Below are 18,938 nucleotides of genomic sequence, written 5' to 3'. Positions count from 1 at the left end.
GGCGCATGGCGCCCGGCCCCTCGTCACGCACCTCGGACGGTCAGCCCATGTGCGGGTACCCGTAGTCGGTCGGCGGGACCAGCGTCTCCTTGATGGCACGGGTGAGCGTCCAGCGCATCAGGTTCTGCGGGGCGCCGGCCTTGTCGTTGGTGCCGGAGGCACGGCCGCCGCCGAAGGGCTGCTGGCCGACGACGGCGCCGGTCGACTTGTCGTTGATGTAGAAGTTGCCGGCCGCGTAGCGCAGCTTCTCCATGGTGTGCGCGGTCGCCGCGCGGTCGGTCGAGATGACCGAGCCGGTCAGCGCGTATGCGGACACCGACTCCATCTGGTCCAGCATCTCCTCGTACTTGTCGTCCTCGTAGACGTGGACGGCGAGGACCGGGCCGAAGTACTCGGTCGTGAAGACCTCGTTCTCCGGGTCGGAGCACTCGATGACGGTCGGGCGGACGAAGTAGCCGACCGAGTCGTCGTAGGAGCCGCCCGCGACGATCGTGCAGGACGGGTCGGCCTGGGCGCGGTCGATGGCGGCCTTGTTCTTGGCGAAGGCGCGCTCGTCGATGACGGCGCCGATGAAGTTCGACAGGTCGGTGACGTCACCCATGGTGAGGTAGTCGACCTCGGCCGCGAACTCCTCCTTGAAGCCCGAGTTCCAGATCGACGCCGGGATGTACGCCCGGGAGGTCGCCGAGCACTTCTGGCCCTGGTACTCGAAGGCGCCGCGGGTCAGGGCGGTCTTCAGGACCGCGCGGTCGGCGCTCGGGTGGGCGACGACGAAGTCCTTGCCGCCGGTCTCGCCGACGATGCGCGGGTAGGAGCGGTACTTCTCGATGTTGTTGCCGACCGTCTTCCACAGGTACTGGAAGGTCTTGGTCGAGCCGGTGAAGTGGATGCCCGCGAGGTCGCGGTGCTCCAGCGCCACCTTGGAGACCTCGATGCCGTCGCCGGTGACGAGGTTGATGACGCCCTTGGGCAGCCCGGCCTCCTCCAGGAGCTGCATCAGCAGCACGGCGGCGTGGGTCTGCGTCGGGGACGGCTTCCAGACGACGACGTTGCCCATGAGCGCGGGCGCGGTCGGCAGGTTGCCCGCGATCGCCGTGAAGTTGAACGGCGTGATCGCGTAGACGAAGCCCTCCAGCGGGCGGTGGTCGAGGCGGTTCCACACACCCGGGGAGTTCGCCGGGGGCTGCTCGGCGAGCAGGTCGCGGGCGTACTTCACGTTGAAGCGCCAGAAGTCGACGAGCTCGCAGGGGGTGTCGATCTCGGCCTGCTGGGCGGTCTTGGACTGGCCGAGCATCGTGGAGGCGGCCAGCGTCTCGCGCCACGGGCCGGCCAGCAGCTCGGCGGCGCGCAGGATGATCGCGGCGCGGTCGTCGAAGGACATCGCGCGCCAGGCCGGGGCGGCGGCGAGGGCCGCGTCGATGGCGTCCTGGGCGTCCTGCTGGGTGGCGGTGCCGAAGGTGCCGAGGCGGGCCTTGTGGTTGTGCGGCTGCACGACGTCGATCCGCTCGCCGCCGCCCATCCGCTTCTCACCGCCGATGGTCATCGGCAGGTCGATCGGGTTCTCGGCCAGCTCCTTGAGCTTGGCCTCCAGCCGGGCGCGCTCGGGCGAGCCGGGGGCGTAGCCGTGCACCGGCTCGTTGACGGGGGTGGGGACCTGGGTCACAGCGTCCATGGGTTCCGTAACTCCTTACTGAGCGTGTATATCGAGCCGTTGTGCAGGGGCCGGGGGTGGGGCCGCGGTGCGGTGGCTCAGCCCTTGCTGACCATGGAGCGGACGAAGAACCGCAGGTTGGCGGGCTTCTCCGCGAGCCGCCGCATGAAGTAGCCGTACCAGTCGGTGCCGTAGGCCGTGTAGACGCGCATGCGGTGGCCCTCCGCGGCCAGCCGCAGGTGCTCGTCGCCGCGGATGCCGTACAGCATCTGGAACTCGTACTCGTCCAGTTTGCGCCCCGCGCGCCGGGCGAGCTCCTGTCCGATGGAGATCAGTCGCGGGTCGTGGGAGCCGATCATCGGGTACCCGGTGCCCTCCATCAGGATCCGCAGGATCCGGACGTACGCCTTGTCGATGTCCTGCTTGCGCTGGAAGGCGACCTCGGCGGGCTCCTTGTAGGCGCCCTTGACCAGGCGCACCCGGCTGCCGTTCGCGGCGAGGCGGCGGGCGTCGTCCTCGGTGCGGAACAGGTAGGCCTGGATGACGCAGCCGGTCCCCGGGAAGTCCTTCCGCAGCTCCTCGTGGATGGCGAACATCGAGTCGAGGGTGGTGTGGTCCTCCGCGTCCAGTGTGACCGTCGTGCCGATGGCGGCGGCGGCCTCGACGACGGGGCGGACGTTGGCCAGGGCGAGCTCGTGGCCGTCTTCGAGCGCCTGGCCGAACATGGAGAGCTTCACGGACATCTCGACGCGCTCGCCGAGCTCCAGGTCCTTGACCCGGTCGATGAGGCGCAGATAGGCGTCCCGGGCGGCGGCGGCCTGCTCGGGGCGGGTGATGTCCTCGCCGACGACGTCCATGGTCAGCTCCAGGCCCTTGCCGGTGAGCTCCTGGACGATCGGCACGATCTCGTCGACGGTCTCGCCGGGGATGAACCGGTCGACGACCTGCTTCGTCACCGGGGCCGCCGAGATCAGGCGTCGCATCCGGTCGCTGCGAGACGCGGCGAGAATCACGGGACCCAGCACGGGGCACCTCCACAGACAACGAAAGGCGGCCGCTACCCGACCATTCGGGTACGGCACGGAGAACCACCGTGAAACCTAGGGATCCCTCCGATCGTCGGCCATCGACAGCTGTCACGCATCCGTGCCGGAGATCTCAGACAGATGTATGAAGGCTAGGGACGGATGAGGGAGAATGCCTGGGTGACGCCCGCAGACAAGGCCGACTACCAGGAGCTCGTGGACGAGATCTCGGAGCTCCTGGGCGCCCCCGCGACGCTGGAGAACCGCGACTTCGAGCTGATCGCGTTCGGCGCGTACGACAGCGAGGGGGAGCTCGACGCGTCGGCCCTGGATCCCGTGCGCACCCGCTCGATCCTGACCCGGCGTTCCACGGCGGCCGTCCGGACCTGGTTCGAGGGGTTCGGCATCACCCGTGCGAGTGGTCCGGTGCGTATCCCGCGCACCCCGGAGGCCGGGGTCTACCGGGCACGGATCTGCCTCCCGGTACGCCATCGGGGTGTCGTCCTCGGCTATGTGTGGCTGCTGGACGGCGATCCCGGCCCCACCGACCGGCAGCTCGACGACGCGATGGCGGTGACCGCCCGGATCGGCGCGCTGCTCGCGGACGAGGCGCAGCACGGGGCCGACCTCAGCCGGGAGCTGCGCGCGGTGCTGACCGCGGAGCGCGGCTGGCAGAGCGACATGGCGGTGGCCGAGCTGCGCACGGCGCTCGGCTCGCGCGCGGACGGCGTCCACACGGTGGTCTGCGTGGCCCCCTGGGCCTCGGCGGACCCGGACGACGCCCCGTCGGTGCGGACGGTCCCGCACGCGACCGCGCTGTGCACGGTCCCCTGGGGCTCGGCCGGGCACAGCCTCGCCGTGCTCGTCCGGCTGCGCTCGGCGGACGTGCGGACGGCGGCGCACGCGGCGGCGGCCCGGCTGCTGAAGGACGGCACGGGTCCGGCCCGCCCGGCGGCCGGCCTCGGCGAACCGCGCACCGGGCTCGCCGAGCTGGCCGCGTCCTGGCGGGAGGCGTCGGCGGCGGCCCGCGCGGCGCTGGCGGAACCGCGGCTGGGCCCGGTGGCCGAGTGGTCGCGCATCGGCCCGTACCGCCTGCTGACGGCACTGGCCCCGGAGGCGTCCCGCGACGCGGCGATCGCCCCGCTCCTCTCCCCCGCCCAGCGCGAACTGGCCCACACCGCCGAGGTCTACCTGGACCGCGCGGGCCAGGCGGGCCGCACGGCCGCCGAACTCGGCATCCACCGCCAGACCCTGTACTACCGCCTCTCCCGCGTCGAACAGCTCACCGGCCTCGACCTGGACGACGGCGAGGACCGGCTGCTGCTGCACATGGCCTTGAAGGCGGTGCGGCTCTAGGCGGTGTCCGGCACCGCCTGGCCGGCGGCTTCGATGACCATGCCGAGCCCTTCGGTGAGCGCGTCGGCGTCGAGGGCGCGGTCGGGGTCGAACTGCCACTGGGCGATGAGGCCGGTCATCAAGGTGGTGTAGAAGCGGCCGACCGTGTCCAGGGTCCGGTCGGGGATGTCCTTCTCGGGCAGGCCCATGAACAGGGCGACGAGGGCCCGTTCGGCCTCCCGCTGCTGCTGTGCGAGATGCTCGCGCACGGCGGGCATCTGGTCCCCCATGGCCACGATCTCGATGCTGAGCCGCCACATCGATCCGGGCCCGCGCATGGTGCCGATGATGTTGTGCCACACCTCGCGGAACCGCTCCAGGGAGCCCGGCGGGGCCGTGACGCCCCCGCTCCCCTGCCCGTCGAAGGCGTCGGACAGCTCACCTACGAGGGCCAGGTACGCCTCCGCCAGCAGCGCCTCCTTCGAGCCGTAGTGGTAGCCGATCGAGGCCAGGTTGGTCCCCGACTCCTTGACGATGTCGCGCGCCGTCGTGCGCGCGAACCCCTTCGCCAGCAGGCAGCGCTTGGCGCCTTCGAGCAGATCCTCACGGTGTCCCATGCGGCTCACCCTACAGCCGATCCATACAGGTGTCCTATACGACCGTCCTATACATTCGTTCTAGACAAGCGTTTAAGACGTGCGTACATTCACGGTCATGACTTCCGAACCGAAGAGCACCACCCCTGCTCCCGCCCGTGCCGGGCGCCGTGAATGGACCGCCCTGGGCGTCCTGATGCTGCCGCTGCTGCTGGTCTCCATGGACGTCTCCGTCCTCTACTTCGCCATCCCGGCGATCAGCGCGGACCTGCGGCCCAGCGGCACCCAGCAGCTGTGGATCTTCGACATCTACGCCTTCGTCCTCGCCGGACTGCTGATGACGATGGGCTCGCTCGGCGACCGCGTCGGGCATCGCCGGCTGCTCCTCATCGGCGCCGCCGCCTTCGGCGCGGCCTCGCTGACGGCGGCCTACGCCGACAGCGCCGAGCTGCTGATCGCGGCGCGCGCGGTCCTCGGCGTCGGCGGCGCGACCCTCATGCCGTCCACCATGGCCATGCTGCGCGCGATGTTCACCGACCCCGGCCAGCGCGCGAAGGCGATCGGGCTGTGGTCGGGCGTGATGACGGCGGGCATCGCCCTGGGCTCCGTGCTGAGCGGTGTGCTGGTGGAGTTCTTCTGGTGGGGGTCGGTCTTCCTGGTCAACCTGCCCGCGATGGCCCTGCTGCTGGTCCTCGGCCCGCTGCTGCTCCCCGAGTCGCGGACGGCCCGCCCCGGCCGCTTCGACCTGCTGAGCGTTCCCCTGTCGCTGGCCGCGGTGCTGCCCGTGATCTACGGGCTGAAGGAGATCCCCTCCGAGGGCTGGAACGTCCGCTACGTCGTCTCGATCACCGTCGGCCTGCTCTTCGCCGCCCTGTTCGTGCACCGCCAGCGCACGGCCGCCGCGCCGATGATCTCCCCCGCGCTGTTCCGGGGGCGGGGCTTCGCGCCCTCGGTCGCCCTGAACCTGCTCTCGGCGTTCGGTGTGATGGGGTCCGCCTACTTCACCACGCAGTACCTGCAGTCGGTGCTCGGCAAGAGCGCCCTGGAGGCCGCCCTGTGGGCGCTGCTGCCGTCCGTGCCGATCGGCGCGGCCGCCCCCGTCGCCGGGGCGCTGGTGAGCCGGGGCGTGCCCCGGGCCCATGTCGTCACGGTCGGCTTCGCGGTGGCCTCGGCGGGCTTCGGGGTGCTGTCCCTGGCCGGCACCGACTCGATGGCCGTGGTGCTCGCGTCCAGCGCGATCCTCGCCGTCGGCGCCGTCGTCGTGATGTCCCAGATCATGGACCTGGCGCTGGGCACCGTTCCGGTGGAGCGGGCGGGCGCCGCGTCCTCCCTGATGGAGACGTCCAGCGAGTTCGGCGGGGCGATGGGCATGGCCGTGCTCGGTTCCGTCGGTGCCGCGGTCTACCGCCACGAGGTCCCCGCGTCGGCGCCGGACACGGCCCGGGAGACGCTGGGCGGCGCACTCACCGTCGCGGACCGGGTGCCGGGACTGGCGGCGGCCGCGCGGGAGGCGTTCACCAGCGGGATGCAGGGCGCGGCGATCGCCGGGGCCGTGGTGCTGGCCGGGGCGGCGGTGCTGGCGGCCCTCACCCTGCGGCGGGTCGAGCCCCGGGAGCGGGCATGCGAAACGCCGGACGAGCCGAGCACGCTCAGCCCGTCCGGCGTATGAGGACGCAGCCCTTCCGGGGCGCCGGGGCGGGCCGGGACAGCCGTCCCGGCCCGTCGGCTCAGGTCAGGTTCACCGCACGCGCGGACGTCGCGCCGATCTCGGCCGCGACCTCGGCCAGCACGCCGGCGGGCACCGTGTCGTCGACGGTGAGGACGGCCAGCGCCTCGCCGCCGGCGACGGCCCGCGAGACCTGCATGCCGGCGATGTTGAGACCGGCCTCGCCGAGGATGCGGCCCACGGTGCCGACGACACCGGGCCGGTCCTCGTACCGCAGGACCGCCATGTGGTCGGCCAGCGCGAGGTCCACGTCGTACTCGCCGACCGCGACGACCTTCTGGAGGTGCTTGGGGCCGGCCAGCGTGCCGGAGACCGAGACCTCCTCGCCGTTCGCGAGCGTGCCGCGCACGGTGACCACGTTGCGGTGCTCGGCCGACTCCGAACTGGTCGTCAGCCGCACCTCGACGCCGCGCTCCTGCGCGAACAGCGGGGCGTTGACGTACGAAACGGTCTCGTCGACGACGTCCTCGAAGACGCCCTTGAGGGCCGACAGCTCCAGGACCTTCACGTCGTGCTGGGTGATCTCGCCGTACACCTCGACGTCGAGACGGACCGCGACCTCACCGGCCAGCGCCGTGAAGATACGGCCGAGGCGCTCGGCGAGCGGCAGGCCCGGCTTGACGTCCTCGGCGATGACGCCGCCCTGGACGTTCACCGCGTCCGGGACCAGCTCACCGGCGAGCGCGAGGCGCACCGAGCGGGCGACGGCGATGCCGGCCTTCTCCTGGGCCTCGTCGGTGGAGGCGCCCAGGTGCGGGGTGCTGACGACCTGGTCGAACTCGAACAGCGGGGAGTCCGTGCACGGCTCCTTGGCGTACACGTCGAGACCGGCGCCGGCGACGCGGCCCTCCTTGAGGGCGGAGTACAGCGCCTCCTCGTCGACGATGCCGCCGCGCGCGGCGTTGACGATGCGCACGCTCGGCTTGACCTTGCGCAGCGCCTCGTCGCCGATCAGGCCGACCGTCTCGGGGGTCTTCGGCAGGTGGACGGTGATGAAGTCGGAGACCTCCAGCAGCTCGTCCAGGGACAGCACCTTGACGCCCATCTGCGCGGCGCGGGCCGGCTGGATGTAGGGGTCGTAGGCGACGACCTTCATGCCGAAGGCGGACATGCGCTGGGCGACGAGCGCGCCGATGCGGCCGAGGCCGACGACGCCGAGCGTCTTCTCGGCCAGCTCCACGCCGGTGTACTTGCTGCGCTTCCACTCGCCGTTCTTCAGCGCGGCGTTGGCCTGCGGGATGTTCCGGGCGGTGGCGAGCAGCAGACCGCAGGCCAGCTCGGCGGCGGTCACGATGTTGGAGGTCGGGGCGTTCACGACCATCACGCCGGCCTTGGTGGCGGCGGAGACGTCGACGTTGTCCAGGCCGACGCCGGCTCGTGCGACGACCTTCAGCTTGTTCGCGGCGGCGATCGCCTCGGCGTCGACCTTGGTCGCGGAGCGGATCAGGATCGCGTCCACGTCGGCGATGGCGGGCAGCAGCTCGGCCCGGTCCGCGCCGTTGCAGTGCCGGATCTCGAAGTCCGGACCAAGCGCGTCCACGGTCGCGGGCGAAAGCTCTTCAGCGATGAGTACGACGGGTTTCGAGCTCACGTGAGTCCTCACAAGTCCATTGCGGACGGCCGTCCCGACGGCCGCAGGCGGTGGAGGGTTGCTAGCCGCGTGGAAGACGCACGACGCTGTGGGCCTGACGCGTATGTAGTACGGCAGTGTAGTGCCGTGACGGGGGCGGTCTCACGCCCCTGTGGAAGGATCACCCGTCCGTGGTCGGACGAGATGGACAAGAGGGCCGGAGCGGCTGCTCCGGCCCTGTCGCCCTGAGGCTTACGCCTCCTCGTTCACCCAGCTCATGAGCTTGCGCAGCTCCTTGCCTGTGGTCTCCAGCAGGTGCTCGGAGTCCTGCTGCTTGTACTCGTTGTACTTCTTCAGGCCGCCGTGGTACTCGTCCATCCACTGCTGCGCGAAGGTGCCGTCCTGGATCTCGCCGAGGACCTTCTTCATCTCCGCCTTGGTGGCGTCGGTGATGATCCGCGGGCCGGTGACGTAGTCGCCCCACTCGGCGGTCTCGGAGATCGACCAGCGCATCTTCTCCAGGCCGCCCTCGTACATGAGGTCCACGATCAGCTTCAGCTCGTGCAGGCACTCGAAGTACGCGATCTCCGGCTGGTAGCCGGCCTCGGTCAGCGTCTCGAAGCCCGCCTTGACCAGCGCGGCCGTACCACCGCAGAGGACGGCCTGCTCACCGAACAGGTCGGTCTCGGTCTCCTCGGTGAAGGTCGTCTTGATGACGCCGGCGCGGGTGCCGCCGATGCCCTTGGCGTACGACAGGGCGAGCGCGAAGGCGTTGCCGGAGGCGTCCTGCTCGACGGCCGCGATGCACGGGACGCCGCGGCCCTCCTCGTACTGACGGCGCACCAGGTGGCCCGGGCCCTTGGGGGCGACCATGCAGACGTCCACGCCGGCCGGGGGCTTGATGAAGCCGAAGCGGATGTTGAAGCCGTGGCCGAAGAACAGGGCGTCGCCGTCCTTGAGGTTGTCCTTGATGGACTCCTCGTAGACCTGGGCCTGGATCGGGTCCGGGACCAGGATCATGATGACGTCGGCCTCGGCGGCGGCCTCGGAGGGGGTCACCACGCGCAGGCCCTGCTCCTCGGCCTTCGCCTTGGACTTGGAGCCCTCGTGCAGACCGACGCGGACGTCGACACCCGAGTCGCGGAGCGACAGCGCGTGGGCGTGGCCCTGGCTGCCGTAACCGATGACCGCGACCTTGCGGCCCTGGATGATGGACAGGTCGGCGTCGGCGTCGTAGAACAGCTCGGCCACTTTGGGTTCTCTCCTTGGGTGCAGGTGTTGCGTCCCACCGTATGACGGTGGGGGTGAGGGAGGTCTCGGGGTCTCGGAATGCGGGCGGCCGGATTGACCCGGCCGCCCGGACGGCGTCCTACGCCGACCGGTCCAGGGCGCGCAGCGACCGGTCCGTGATCGATCGGGCGCCGCGGCCGATGGCGATCGTGCCGGACTGGACGAGCTCCTTGATGCCGAACGGCTCCAGCATCTTCAGCATGGCCTCCAGCTTGTCGCTGGAGCCGGTGGCCTCGATCGTGACGGCCTCCGGGGAGACGTCGACGGTCTTGGCGCGGAACAGCTGGACGATCTCGACGATCTGGGAGCGGGTCTCGTTGTCGGCGCGGACCTTCACCAGAACGAGTTCACGCTGAACGGCCGAACCGGGCTCCAGCTCCACGATCTTCAGCACGTTGACGAGCTTGTTGAGCTGCTTCGTGACCTGCTCGAGCGGGAAGTCCTCGACGCTGACCACGATGGTGATGCGGGAGATGTCGGGGTGCTCGGTGACACCGACCGCGAGCGAGTCGATGTTGAAGCCGCGCCGGGAGAACAGGGCGGCGATCCGGGCCAGGATGCCCGGCGTGTTCTCCACCAGGACGGAGAGCGTGTGCTTGGACATGATCTTTTACGTCTCTCTCGCTCAGTCGTCTTCGTTGTCGCCGAAGTCGGGGCGGACGTCCCGGGCGGCCATGATCTCGTCGTTGGAGGTGCCGGCGGCGACCATCGGCCACACCATGGCGTCCTCGTGGACGATGAAGTCGACGACGACGGGGCGGTCGTTGATGGAGTTCGCCTCCTCGATCACCTTGTCGAGCTCGTCCGGCGACTCGCAGCGCAGGCCGACACAGCCCATGGCCTCGGCGAGCTTGACGAAGTCCGGCACGCGCGTGCCCTTGGCCTGCGGGTTGACGTCGTCCGGGCCGGAGTGCAGCACGGTGTTGGAGTAGCGCTGGTTGTAGAACAGCGTCTGCCACTGGCGGACCATCCCGAGGGCGCCGTTGTTGATGATGGCGACCTTGATCGGGATGTTGTTCAGGGCGCAGGTGGTGAGCTCCTGGTTGGTCATCTGGAAGCAGCCGTCGCCGTCGATCGCCCAGACGGTCCGCTCCGGGACGCCGGCCTTGGCGCCCATGGCGGCCGGCACCGCGTAGCCCATCGTTCCGGCGCCGCCGGAGTTCAGCCAGGTGGCGGGCTTCTCGTACTGGACGAAGTGCGCGGCCCACATCTGGTGCTGGCCGACGCCCGCCGCGAAGACGGTGCCCTCGGGGGCGAGGCGGCCGATGCGCTCGATGACCTGCTGCGGGGAGAGCGAGCCGTCCTGGGGCAGGTCGTAGCCGAGCGGGTAGGTGTCGCGCCAGCGGCTGAGGTCGTTCCACCAGGCCGTGTAGTCGCCCCGGTGGCCGTCGGCGTGCTCCTTCTGCACGGCCTGGACGAGGTCGGCGATGACCTCGCGGGCGTCACCGACGATCGGCACGTCGGCGGCGCGGTTCTTGCCGATCTCGGCGGGGTCGATGTCGGCGTGGACGATCTTGGCGTACGGGGCGAAGCTGTCCAGCTTGCCGGTGACGCGGTCGTCGAAGCGGGCTCCGAGGGCGACGATCAGGTCGGCCTTCTGCAGCGCGGTGACGGCGGTGACCGAACCGTGCATGCCCGGCATTCCCACGTGCAGCGGGTGGCTGTCGGGGAATGCGCCGAGCGCCATCAGGGTGGTGGTGACGGGCGCTCCGGTGAGTTCCGCGAGGACCTTCAGCTCGGCGGTGGCGCCGGCCTTGAGGACGCCGCCGCCGACGTAGAGGACGGGGCGCTTCGCGGAGGTGATGAGCTTGGCGGCCTCCCGGATCTGCTTGGCGTGGGGCTTGGTGACGGGCCGGTAGCCGGGCAGGTCCATGACGGGCGGCCAGGTGAAGGTGGTCTTCGCCTGGAGGATGTCCTTGGGGATGTCGACCAGGACGGGTCCGGGGCGGCCGGTGGAGGCGATGTGGAACGCCTGCGCGATCGTCCGGGGGATGTCCTCCGCCTTGGTGACGAGGAAGCTGTGCTTGGTGATCGGCATGGTGATGCCGACGATGTCCGCCTCCTGGAAGGCGTCCGTGCCGATCGCCTTGGAGACGACCTGACCGGTGATCGCGACGAGCGGCACCGAGTCCATGTGCGCGTCGGCGATCGGCGTGACCAGGTTGGTGGCGCCCGGACCGGACGTCGCCATGCACACCCCGACCTTGCCGGTGGCCTGCGCGTACCCCGTGGCCGCGTGGCCGGCGCCCTGCTCGTGGCGGACCAGCACGTGGCGGACGCGGGTGGAGTCCATCAAGGGGTCGTACGCCGGCAGGATGGTGCCCCCGGGGATGCCGAACACGGTGTCGGCGCCGACCTCCTCGAGCGAGCGGATGAGGGACTGCGCACCCGTGACGTGCTCGGGCATGGACTGCTGTCCTCCGGATCGGGGCCGGGGCTGTGGGTGAGCCCCGGAGGCCTGCTCGGTCATCGGCATTCTCTTCTCGATGCTGAGGGTTTTGGCGAGGTTTAGGCGGAGTTTCGGCGTTGCATCACAGGTGCTGGTGCAACAAAAAACCCCTCGTGCCATAAGGCAAGCGAGGGGAGCGCGCCGGGTGTGGGTCGCTGGGATTCCGGGTCGGTCCGGACGTCACCAGCTTCAGCCGACGCGCTTTCCAAGTACGAGAATTCGGGTGCGCATGGCACTGACCCTCCCCCCGGCGCGCACCCGGTGTCAAGTGGGTGGGACGGGAGTCTCATTATGTGAGCGCAGCCCCGTCCCGCCCCCGAGGACGGCGGGCACCCCTCCGGTGTACCTCCCCGTACCCCGTTCGGCGGGCTCACGCGCGCCGCCCACGAACGCGGGTTCGACGGGGCCGTTCGGTACCGGGTAGTGGCCGGCCGTGAGCGCCCGGCGCAGCCGGTACTCGTCCAGCGGACCGGAGAAGGCCATGCCCTGCCCGTGGGTGCAGCCCATCGAGCGCAGCGCGACGACCTGCTCGGGGAGGTCCACGCCGTCGGCCACGGACTGGAGTCCGAGGTCGCACGCGATCCGCAGCAGCCCGCCGGTGATCTTGTGCAGCCGGGCGGACTCGACGACGCCCTCGACCAGGCCCCGGTCGAGCTTGAGCACGTCGACGGGGAGCCTGCGCAGGGCGGTGATGGCCGCGTAGCCGCTGCCGAAGCCGTCCAGGGCGATCCGGACGCCGAGCCGGCGCAGACCGCTGAGCCGGCGCTCCAGCTCCTCCAGCGGGATCCGCGGGTCGAGGTCGGCCAGTTCCAGGACGAGCGACCCGGACGGCAGCCCGTAGCGGGTCAGGAGGGTCTCCACGGAGCCGAGCGGCATCGACCGGTCGAGCAGACGGCGCGCGCCCACCCGTACGGCGACGGGGACCGCGTGGCCGGTCGCGGTGCGCTCGGCCGCCTGCTCGACGGCCTCCTCCAGCATCCAGCGGCCCAGCTCGGCGGTCTTGTCGCTGTCCTCGGCCACCCGCAGGAACTCGGCGGGCGTGAACAGCACCCCCTGCGAGGACCGCCAGCGCGCCTGCGTGGCGACCGACGCGATCCGGCCGGTCTCCAGGCACACCACCGGCTGGTGCAGCAGCGCGAACTCGCCGTCGTGCAGCGCGGCCCGCAGACGCGTGGCCAGCTCCGCCTTGCGGACGACGTCCTGCTGCATCTGCGGCTTGTACAGCTCGACGCGCCCCTTGCCGCCCGCCTTGGCCCGGTACATGGCCAGGTCCGCGTTGCGCAGCAACTCCCCCGCACCCAGGCCCGGTTCGGCGAAGGCGACGCCGATGGAGGCGTTGACGCGGACATCGTTGCCGTCGATGAGGTAGGGCTGGGACAGCGTCACCCTGAGGCGGTCGGCGAGCTCCAGGATGTGCCGTTCCCGGGCGGCGCGGTCGCGGGTGCCGTCCCCGGTGATCAGGGCCGCGAACTCGTCGCCGCCCAGCCGCGAGGCGATGTCCCCGCCGCGGACCGCGTCCTGGAGTCTGCGGGCGGCCTGGACGAGCAGCTCGTCCCCGGCCTGGTGTCCGATCGTGTCGTTGACGCCCTTGAAGCCGTCGAGGTCGATGAAGAGCACCGCCGTGTTGCGCAGGGCGGCGCCCCGGTCGGTGGCGCGGCGGCCGGACAGGGCCTGCTGCACGCGCTTGGTGAACAGGGCGCGGTTGGGGAGGTCGGTGAGCGGGTCGTGCTCGGCGTTGTGCTGGAGCTGGGCCTGCAGGCGGACGCGCTCGGTGACGTCCCGGCTGTTGAAGATCAGGCCGCCGTGGTGCCGGTTGACCGTCGACTCGACGTTGAGCCAGCCGCCGTCGCCGGAGCGGAACCGGCACTCGATGCGCGTGGTGGGCTCCTCCAGCGGGCTGGCGGCGAGGAAGCGGCGCACCTCGTGCACCACGCAGCCCAGGTCCTCCGGGTGGATGAGGCCGGCCAGCTCCGAGCCCACCAGCTCCTCGGCGGAGCGGCCGTAGACCCCGGCGGCGGCCGGGGAGACGTACCGCAGGATGCCGTTGGGCGCGGCGATCATGATGACGTCGCTGGAACCCTGCACCAGGGACCGGAAGTGGTTCTCCTTCTGGGCCAGTTCCTGGGTGAGGGTGATGTTGTCGAGCAGCATGATGCCCTGGCGCACCACGAGGGCGAGCACCACGGTGCCGCCGGTGATCAGTACCACGTGGTCGACGCTGCGGCCGTTGAGGACGTTGTACAGGATGCCCAGGGTGCAGACGGCGGCGGCGAGGTAGGGCGTGAGCGCGGCCAGCGAGCCGGCGATGGGCCGGGTGAGCGGGTACCGGGGCTGGTCGCCCGGCTGCGGGGCCGGCTGCGGGGCAGGGTGATGGTGGTGGTGGCCGGCGCCCCGCTGCCCCGGCAGGTGCTCGTGGACCACGCGGGAGTGCCCGGCACCCTCCTCGCGCCCGGCGTCGGCGGGTCCGCGCCGGGGCGCCGCCCAGGGCGCGTAGGCGAGGAGCAGGGAGCCCGCGAACCATCCGGCGTCGAGCAACTGCCCCGACTGGTACGTGTGGTGGAGCAGCGGTGAGGTGAAGAGGGCGTCGCACATCACGGTCAGGGCCAGCGCGCCGATCGCGGTGTTGATCGCGGTGCGGTTGGTCGAGGAGCGCCGGAAGTGCAGGGCGAGCACCATGCTGACCAGGGCGATGTCCAGCAGCGGGTAGGCGAGCGAGAGCGCGGTGTGCGCGACGCTCGGGCCCTCGGACTTGGCGGCCTGGGCGAGGGCGAGGCTCCAGGCCAGCGTCAGCAGCGAGCCGCCGATCAGCCAGGCGTCCAGGCCCAGGCAGACCCAGCCGGCCTTGGTCACGGGCCGTTTGGCGAGCACCAGGAGGCCGACGATGGCGGGCGGCGCGAAGCACAGGAAGAACCCGTCGGCGTACGAGGGGGTCGGCACGGGCCGCTCCAGGACGACCTCGTACCACCCCCAGACCAGGTTGCCGAGGGCGGCCATCGCAGAGGAGAGCGCGAACAGCAGCCAGGCGGGCCGGAAGCGGATGCGGCGGCTGCGGGCGTAGCGGAAGCAGGAGACAGCGGCCACGGCCGCGGCCGCGGCCAGCCCGAAGTCCCCCATGATCAGGGCGAGTCGCTCCGAGCCCCAGCCGACCGCGGCCCCGACGGCGTAGGCCGCGCACACCAGGGCCAGCACGCACTGCTGGGCGAGGGCCGAGCCGAACAGAGGGCTCGGCAGGGTCAGCCGCGGTGTGCGCCGGTTCCGCACTCCGTCGACGCGCGTCGGGGAGGGCGGTGGCGAGCTCACCGGTCCCTCCCGGTGTGCGCCGCTCGCGGGTCCCGCGGGTCCCGGTGGGGCGGGCGGGTCTGCCGCCTCCGGCCGCCGGGCCCGCGTTGTTGCTGACCGTGACGGCAGCCGTGACCGCCTTGGTGGCCGCGTCCGCGGGCGGCCGTCCGCCAGGGTCGCCGTCGGCGCTCCCGCAGCGTCGGATCGATCGTCCATAGGCCGTGCATCGCCCGTCGCCCCCCTCATACATCTGGTCTGTCCGTCCCCGGCGCCGAACGGTGCGCGGCGCAGCCCCTGTCCGGACGATACACCAGTCTCGTCACTCAGGGACATAGCATCTCTACTCTCCGTGACGACCAGCGCATATGCGCGTACGGACCGCTTCCGAAGGGTTGCGGACGGTACTCGAAGCGGATTTCCGGCTTGTTGCGTGGCGGCGTGCGCGTCACCCCGCGCGCGGTCGGCCGGTGGGCGTCACGCGCGGTTCGCGCCCGTCGTAAGGATCACGTTCCGCAAGGGCTCCCGGTTCACCCAACGAGTCAACTGGTCCACCAGCAACCGCTTCGCGCGCGGCAGGAACGCCGAGGTGGGTCCTCCGACGTGCGGACTGATCAGGACGCCGGGAGCCCGCCACAGGGGGTGCGCCGGCGGGAGCGGCTCGGGGTCGGTGACGTCCAGGGCCGCCGTGATGCGGCCGGTCTCCACCTCCGCGAGCAGGGCCTTCGTGTCCACGACGCCGCCGCGGGCGACGTTGACCAGGAGCGCGCCGTCCTTCATGCGGGCGAGGAAACCGGCGTCGACCAGGTGCCGGGTGGCCTCCGTGAGGGGCGTGGACAGGATGACGACGTCCGCGTCGGGGAGCAGGGCGGACAGATCGGTGAGTGGATGCACGGGGCCGCGCGCCGTGGTGCGCGCCGAGCGCGCGACGCGCGCCACCCGCGCCACCTCGAAGGGGACGAGCCGGTCCTCGATGGCGGCGCCGATCGAGCCGTATCCCACGATGAGCACGTTCTTGTCGGCGAGCGCGGGCCGGAATCCGCCGCGCCACTCCCCCTTCTCCTGCGCCCGCACGAAGTCGGGGATGCCGCGCAGGGACGCGAGGATCAGCGCGAGCGTGAGTTCGGAGGTGCTCGCCTCGTGCACCCCGCGCGCGTTGCACAGGCGCACGCCGGGCCGCAGGTGCTTGAGGCCCGGCTCCACGTGGTCGGTGCCGGCGGACAGCGTCTGCACGACCTCCACGGCGGCCATCTCGGGCAGAGGGCGCTGCCCGACCGCGGACGCCTTCATATAGGGCACGACGTAGAACGCGCAGTCCGCGGGATCGGCGGGGTAGTCCTTGTCGCCGTCCCAGAAGCGGTACGCCGGACCTGCGGGAAGGCCGTCGATGTCGTCCGGCCGGAAGGGGAGCCACACGTCAGCAGTCATGCCTGGAGGCTATGTCAGGCGAACTGGTGTGCAGAGGTTAGGTTGGGGTGCCGGAAGAGGGAGGGTCACGGCCAGGTGGAGCGCAGGACGATCGGCGCGGGCGCACTCGCGGTGGGAGCCGTCGGCCTCGGCTGCATGCCGATGAGCTGGGCCTACAGCTCGTCTCGGCAGCGGGGCGAGGAGTCGCTGAGAACGGCGCACCGCGCTCTCGATCTGGGCACGACGCTGCTGGACACGGCCGACATGTACGGCCCGTTCACCAACGAGCTGCTGGTGGGGCGGGTGTTGAAGGAGCGGCGGCCGGACGCCTTCGTGTCGACCAAGGTCGGCCTGCTGGTCGGTGAGCAGCACATCGTGGCCAACGGCCGCCCCGGCTACGTGAGAAGGGCGTGTGACGCCTCGCTGCGCCGGCTGCAGACGGACGTCATCGACCTGTACCAGCTGCACCGCGCCGACCCGGAGGTGCCCGTCGAGGAGACCTGGGGCGCGATGGCCGAGCTGGTGCGGGCCGGCAAGGTGCGGGCGCTGGGGCTGTGCGCGGTCGGCGCCCGCGGCGGACGGCGGTCCGGCGCACGCCTGCACGACGCCACGATCCGCCAGCTCCAGCGGGTGCAGCAGGTCTTCCCGGTGAGCGCGGTGCAGGCCGAGCTGTCGGTGTGGTCGCCCGAGGCGCTGGAGACGCTGCTGCCGTGGTGCGAGGCCCGCGGGGTCGGCTTCCTGGCCGCGATGCCGCTGGGCAACGGCTTCCTGACCGGCACCCTCACCCCGGGCCAGGGCTTCGAGCCCGACGACGTGCGCGCCCGGCACCCCCGCTTCACCGCCGAGATGATGGCGGCGAACCAGCCGATCGTGGTGGGGCTGCGCCGGATAGCGGCCCGGCACGGCGACGGGGTGACGCCGGCGCAGGTGGCGCTGGCGTGGGTCCTGGCGCAGGGGCGGCACGTGGTGCCGGTGCCGGGGGCGAAGCGGGAGCGCTGGGTCACGGAGAACGCCGGGGCCGAGGGGCTGCGGCTGACGAGCGAGGACCTGGCCGAGGTGGCGGAGCTGCCCAGGGCACGGGGATCCTGGGACTGACGGCGGGGCCGCCCCGGCGGGCCGAACCCCGCAACCCGTGATCGATGATCGGTGAACCGGTCCCAGGAGATCGGGAACCCGTGGGGCCCGGGCGGTGTATGAAGAGTGAGACCCGCCGCGTCGAAGGGACCGTGATCGTGCAACATCGAGCCGTGTCGGCCGTGTTGGCCGCCGCCGCACTCCTGCTGACGGCCGGATGCTCGTCCGGCGACGGTGACGCGCCGGGGAAGAACGGGGGCGTGACTCCGAGCGCCACTGCCGGCTCCGGGGCGCCGCCGAGCGCGCGGGCGACCGCGACCCCGCCCGCGAAGGGCACGGTGTCCGTGGTGCGCACGGTCACCGAGGGCCTGAAGACCCCCTGGGGCCTGGCCCCGATCCCGGGCGGCGACCTGCTGGTGTCCTCCCGCGACGAGGCCACGATCACCCGTGTCGACCCGAAGACCGGGAGGAAGACCGAGCTGGGCGAGGTGCCCGGGGTGTCGCCGGCCGGCGAGGGCGGGCTGCTGGGGATAGCGCTGTCCCCGGACTTCGCGGCCGACCGCATGATCTACGCCTGCTTCACCTCCGCCTCGGACAACCGCATCGTGCGGATGCTGTACGACGCCGGGCGGCCCGCCGGCGAGCAGCTGGGCGCCCCGGACACGATCTTCAAGGGCATACCCAAGGGCTACATCCACAACGGCGGTCGGATCGGCTTCGGCCCGGACCGGATGCTGTACGCGGGCACCGGCGAGAGCGGAGACACCGGGCTGTCCCAGGACAGGAAGTCGCTGGGCGGCAAGATCCTGCGGATGACCCCCGAGGGAGAGCCGGCCCCGGGCAACCCGTTCCCGGACTCCCCGGTGTACTCCTACGGCCACCGCAATGTGCAGGGCCTGGCCTGGGACCGTGAACAGCGCCTGTTCGCCTCGGAGTTCGGTCAGGACACCTGGGACGAGCTGAACGCGATCAAGCCCGGCGACAACTACGGCTGGCCCGAGGCCGAGGGCATGACCGACGACAAGGACTTCCACAGTCCGCTGGCCCAGTGGGCCACCGACGACGCCTCCCCCAGCGGGCTGGCCCACGCCAAGGGCTCCCTGTGGATGGCGGGGCTGAAGGGACGGACCCTGTGGCGCGTCCCGCTCGACGGCGTCAAGGCGTCGGCCGACCCCCAGCCCTTCCTGAAGGGCGAGTACGGCCGGCTGCGGACGGTCGTGGCGGCGGGCGGCGACAGGCTGTGGCTGGTGACGAGCAACACCGACGGAAGGGGCGACCCCAAGGCCGGTGACGACCGCATCCTGGAGCTCAAGGTGAGCTGAGGCGACCGCCGTCCTCGTCGTCCTCCTCGGGGGGCGCCGGCTCCGTACGCCGTACGACGACCTTTCCGGAGGCGAGGTCTATCGGCCCGCGGCCGGGGTCGTTGTCCCCGACGTCCTCGCGGGAGAGTTCCAGGCGTTTCTGTTCGTCGCGCTCGTGCTTCCGGCCCGGCGCGAAGAGCTCTTCGAACGCGTTGAACACAGGACCTCCTACGACCGG

Annotated in this window: 14 protein-coding genes; 4 read left to right on the top strand and 10 right to left on the bottom strand. The window is 71.4% G+C overall.

Translation table 11 applies throughout. From position 1 onward, the window contains the following. Positions 1–40: 40 nt before the first annotated feature. Complete coding sequence (pruA, locus tag ADL34_RS12565) at positions 41–1,672, bottom strand: L-glutamate gamma-semialdehyde dehydrogenase (protein ID WP_062666583.1); 1,632 nt, start codon at positions 1,670–1,672, stop codon at positions 41–43. Between the two features lie 77 nt (positions 1,673–1,749). Next, entirely contained in the window at positions 1,750–2,676 is a 927-nt protein-coding gene (locus tag ADL34_RS12560) for a proline dehydrogenase family protein (RefSeq protein WP_062666582.1), read from the bottom strand. Between the two features lie 162 nt (positions 2,677–2,838). On the opposite strand from ADL34_RS12560, the gene ADL34_RS12555 reads away from it, so the two are divergent. Continuing rightward, positions 2,839–4,032, top strand: coding sequence for a PucR family transcriptional regulator (locus ADL34_RS12555; protein ID WP_086868854.1), 1,194 nt, complete (start codon positions 2,839–2,841; stop codon positions 4,030–4,032). Here ADL34_RS12555 and ADL34_RS12550 read toward each other — a convergent pair. Next, positions 4,029–4,628: a TetR/AcrR family transcriptional regulator gene (locus tag ADL34_RS12550; RefSeq protein ID WP_062666578.1), complete on the bottom strand. Its 600-nt coding sequence runs from the start codon at positions 4,626–4,628 to the stop codon at positions 4,029–4,031. The genes ADL34_RS12555 and ADL34_RS12550 overlap by 4 nt on opposite strands. Positions 4,629–4,725: 97 nt before the next feature. Here ADL34_RS12550 and ADL34_RS12545 point away from each other — a divergent pair, with 97 nt between their 5' ends. Then, a complete protein-coding gene (locus ADL34_RS12545) occupies positions 4,726–6,276 on the top strand; it encodes an MFS transporter (RefSeq protein WP_062666576.1) in 1,551 nt (516 codons plus the stop codon). A gap of 58 nt (positions 6,277–6,334) precedes the next feature. Here ADL34_RS12545 and serA read toward each other — a convergent pair whose 3' ends face one another. The 6 genes from serA to ADL34_RS12515 form a co-directional block, all read right to left on the bottom strand. After that, positions 6,335–7,924: a phosphoglycerate dehydrogenase gene (gene serA / locus ADL34_RS12540; RefSeq protein WP_062666569.1), complete on the bottom strand. Its 1,590-nt coding sequence runs from the start codon at positions 7,922–7,924 to the stop codon at positions 6,335–6,337. A gap of 231 nt (positions 7,925–8,155) precedes the next feature. Then, complete coding sequence (gene ilvC / locus ADL34_RS12535; protein WP_062666567.1) at positions 8,156–9,154, bottom strand: ketol-acid reductoisomerase; 999 nt, start codon at positions 9,152–9,154, stop codon at positions 8,156–8,158. Positions 9,155–9,272: 118 nt separating this feature from the next. Next, positions 9,273–9,797 carry an acetolactate synthase small subunit gene (gene ilvN, locus ADL34_RS12530; protein ID WP_055624315.1) on the bottom strand — a complete coding sequence of 175 codons (525 nt, stop codon included), beginning with the start codon at positions 9,795–9,797 and terminating at the stop codon, positions 9,273–9,275. Positions 9,798–9,818: 21 nt separating this feature from the next. Next, entirely contained in the window at positions 9,819–11,663 is a 1,845-nt protein-coding gene (locus tag ADL34_RS12525; protein WP_199835562.1) for an acetolactate synthase large subunit, read from the bottom strand. A 243-nt stretch (positions 11,664–11,906) separates the two neighbouring features. Next, positions 11,907–14,942: a putative bifunctional diguanylate cyclase/phosphodiesterase gene (locus tag ADL34_RS12520; protein ID WP_079034076.1), complete on the bottom strand. Its 3,036-nt coding sequence runs from the start codon at positions 14,940–14,942 to the stop codon at positions 11,907–11,909. A gap of 453 nt (positions 14,943–15,395) precedes the next feature. Then, a complete protein-coding gene (locus tag ADL34_RS12515; RefSeq protein ID WP_107115593.1) occupies positions 15,396–16,346 on the bottom strand; it encodes a 2-hydroxyacid dehydrogenase in 951 nt (316 codons plus the stop codon). A gap of 75 nt (positions 16,347–16,421) precedes the next feature. Between ADL34_RS12515 and ADL34_RS12510 the strand changes: the two genes are divergently transcribed. Then, positions 16,422–17,420 (top strand): aldo/keto reductase, encoded by a 999-nt coding sequence (locus tag ADL34_RS12510; protein ID WP_062666559.1) that lies wholly within the window; start codon positions 16,422–16,424, stop codon positions 17,418–17,420. 98 nt (positions 17,421–17,518) lie between these two features. Continuing rightward, positions 17,519–18,721 (top strand): PQQ-dependent sugar dehydrogenase, encoded by a 1,203-nt coding sequence (locus tag ADL34_RS12505; RefSeq protein WP_062666557.1) that lies wholly within the window; start codon positions 17,519–17,521, stop codon positions 18,719–18,721. On the opposite strand, the gene ADL34_RS12500 is transcribed toward ADL34_RS12505, so the two are convergent. After that, positions 18,708–18,920 (bottom strand): DUF6191 domain-containing protein, encoded by a 213-nt coding sequence (locus ADL34_RS12500; RefSeq protein ID WP_062666555.1) that lies wholly within the window; start codon positions 18,918–18,920, stop codon positions 18,708–18,710. The genes ADL34_RS12505 and ADL34_RS12500 overlap by 14 nt on opposite strands. Positions 18,921–18,938 lie beyond the last annotated feature (18 nt).

It is taken from the genome of Streptomyces sp. NRRL WC-3605, assembly GCF_001509795.1.
GTDB classification, from domain to species: Bacteria; Actinomycetota; Actinomycetes; order Streptomycetales; family Streptomycetaceae; genus Streptomyces; species Streptomyces viridochromogenes.
This window is presented reverse-complemented; position numbering and strand designations above follow the sequence as displayed.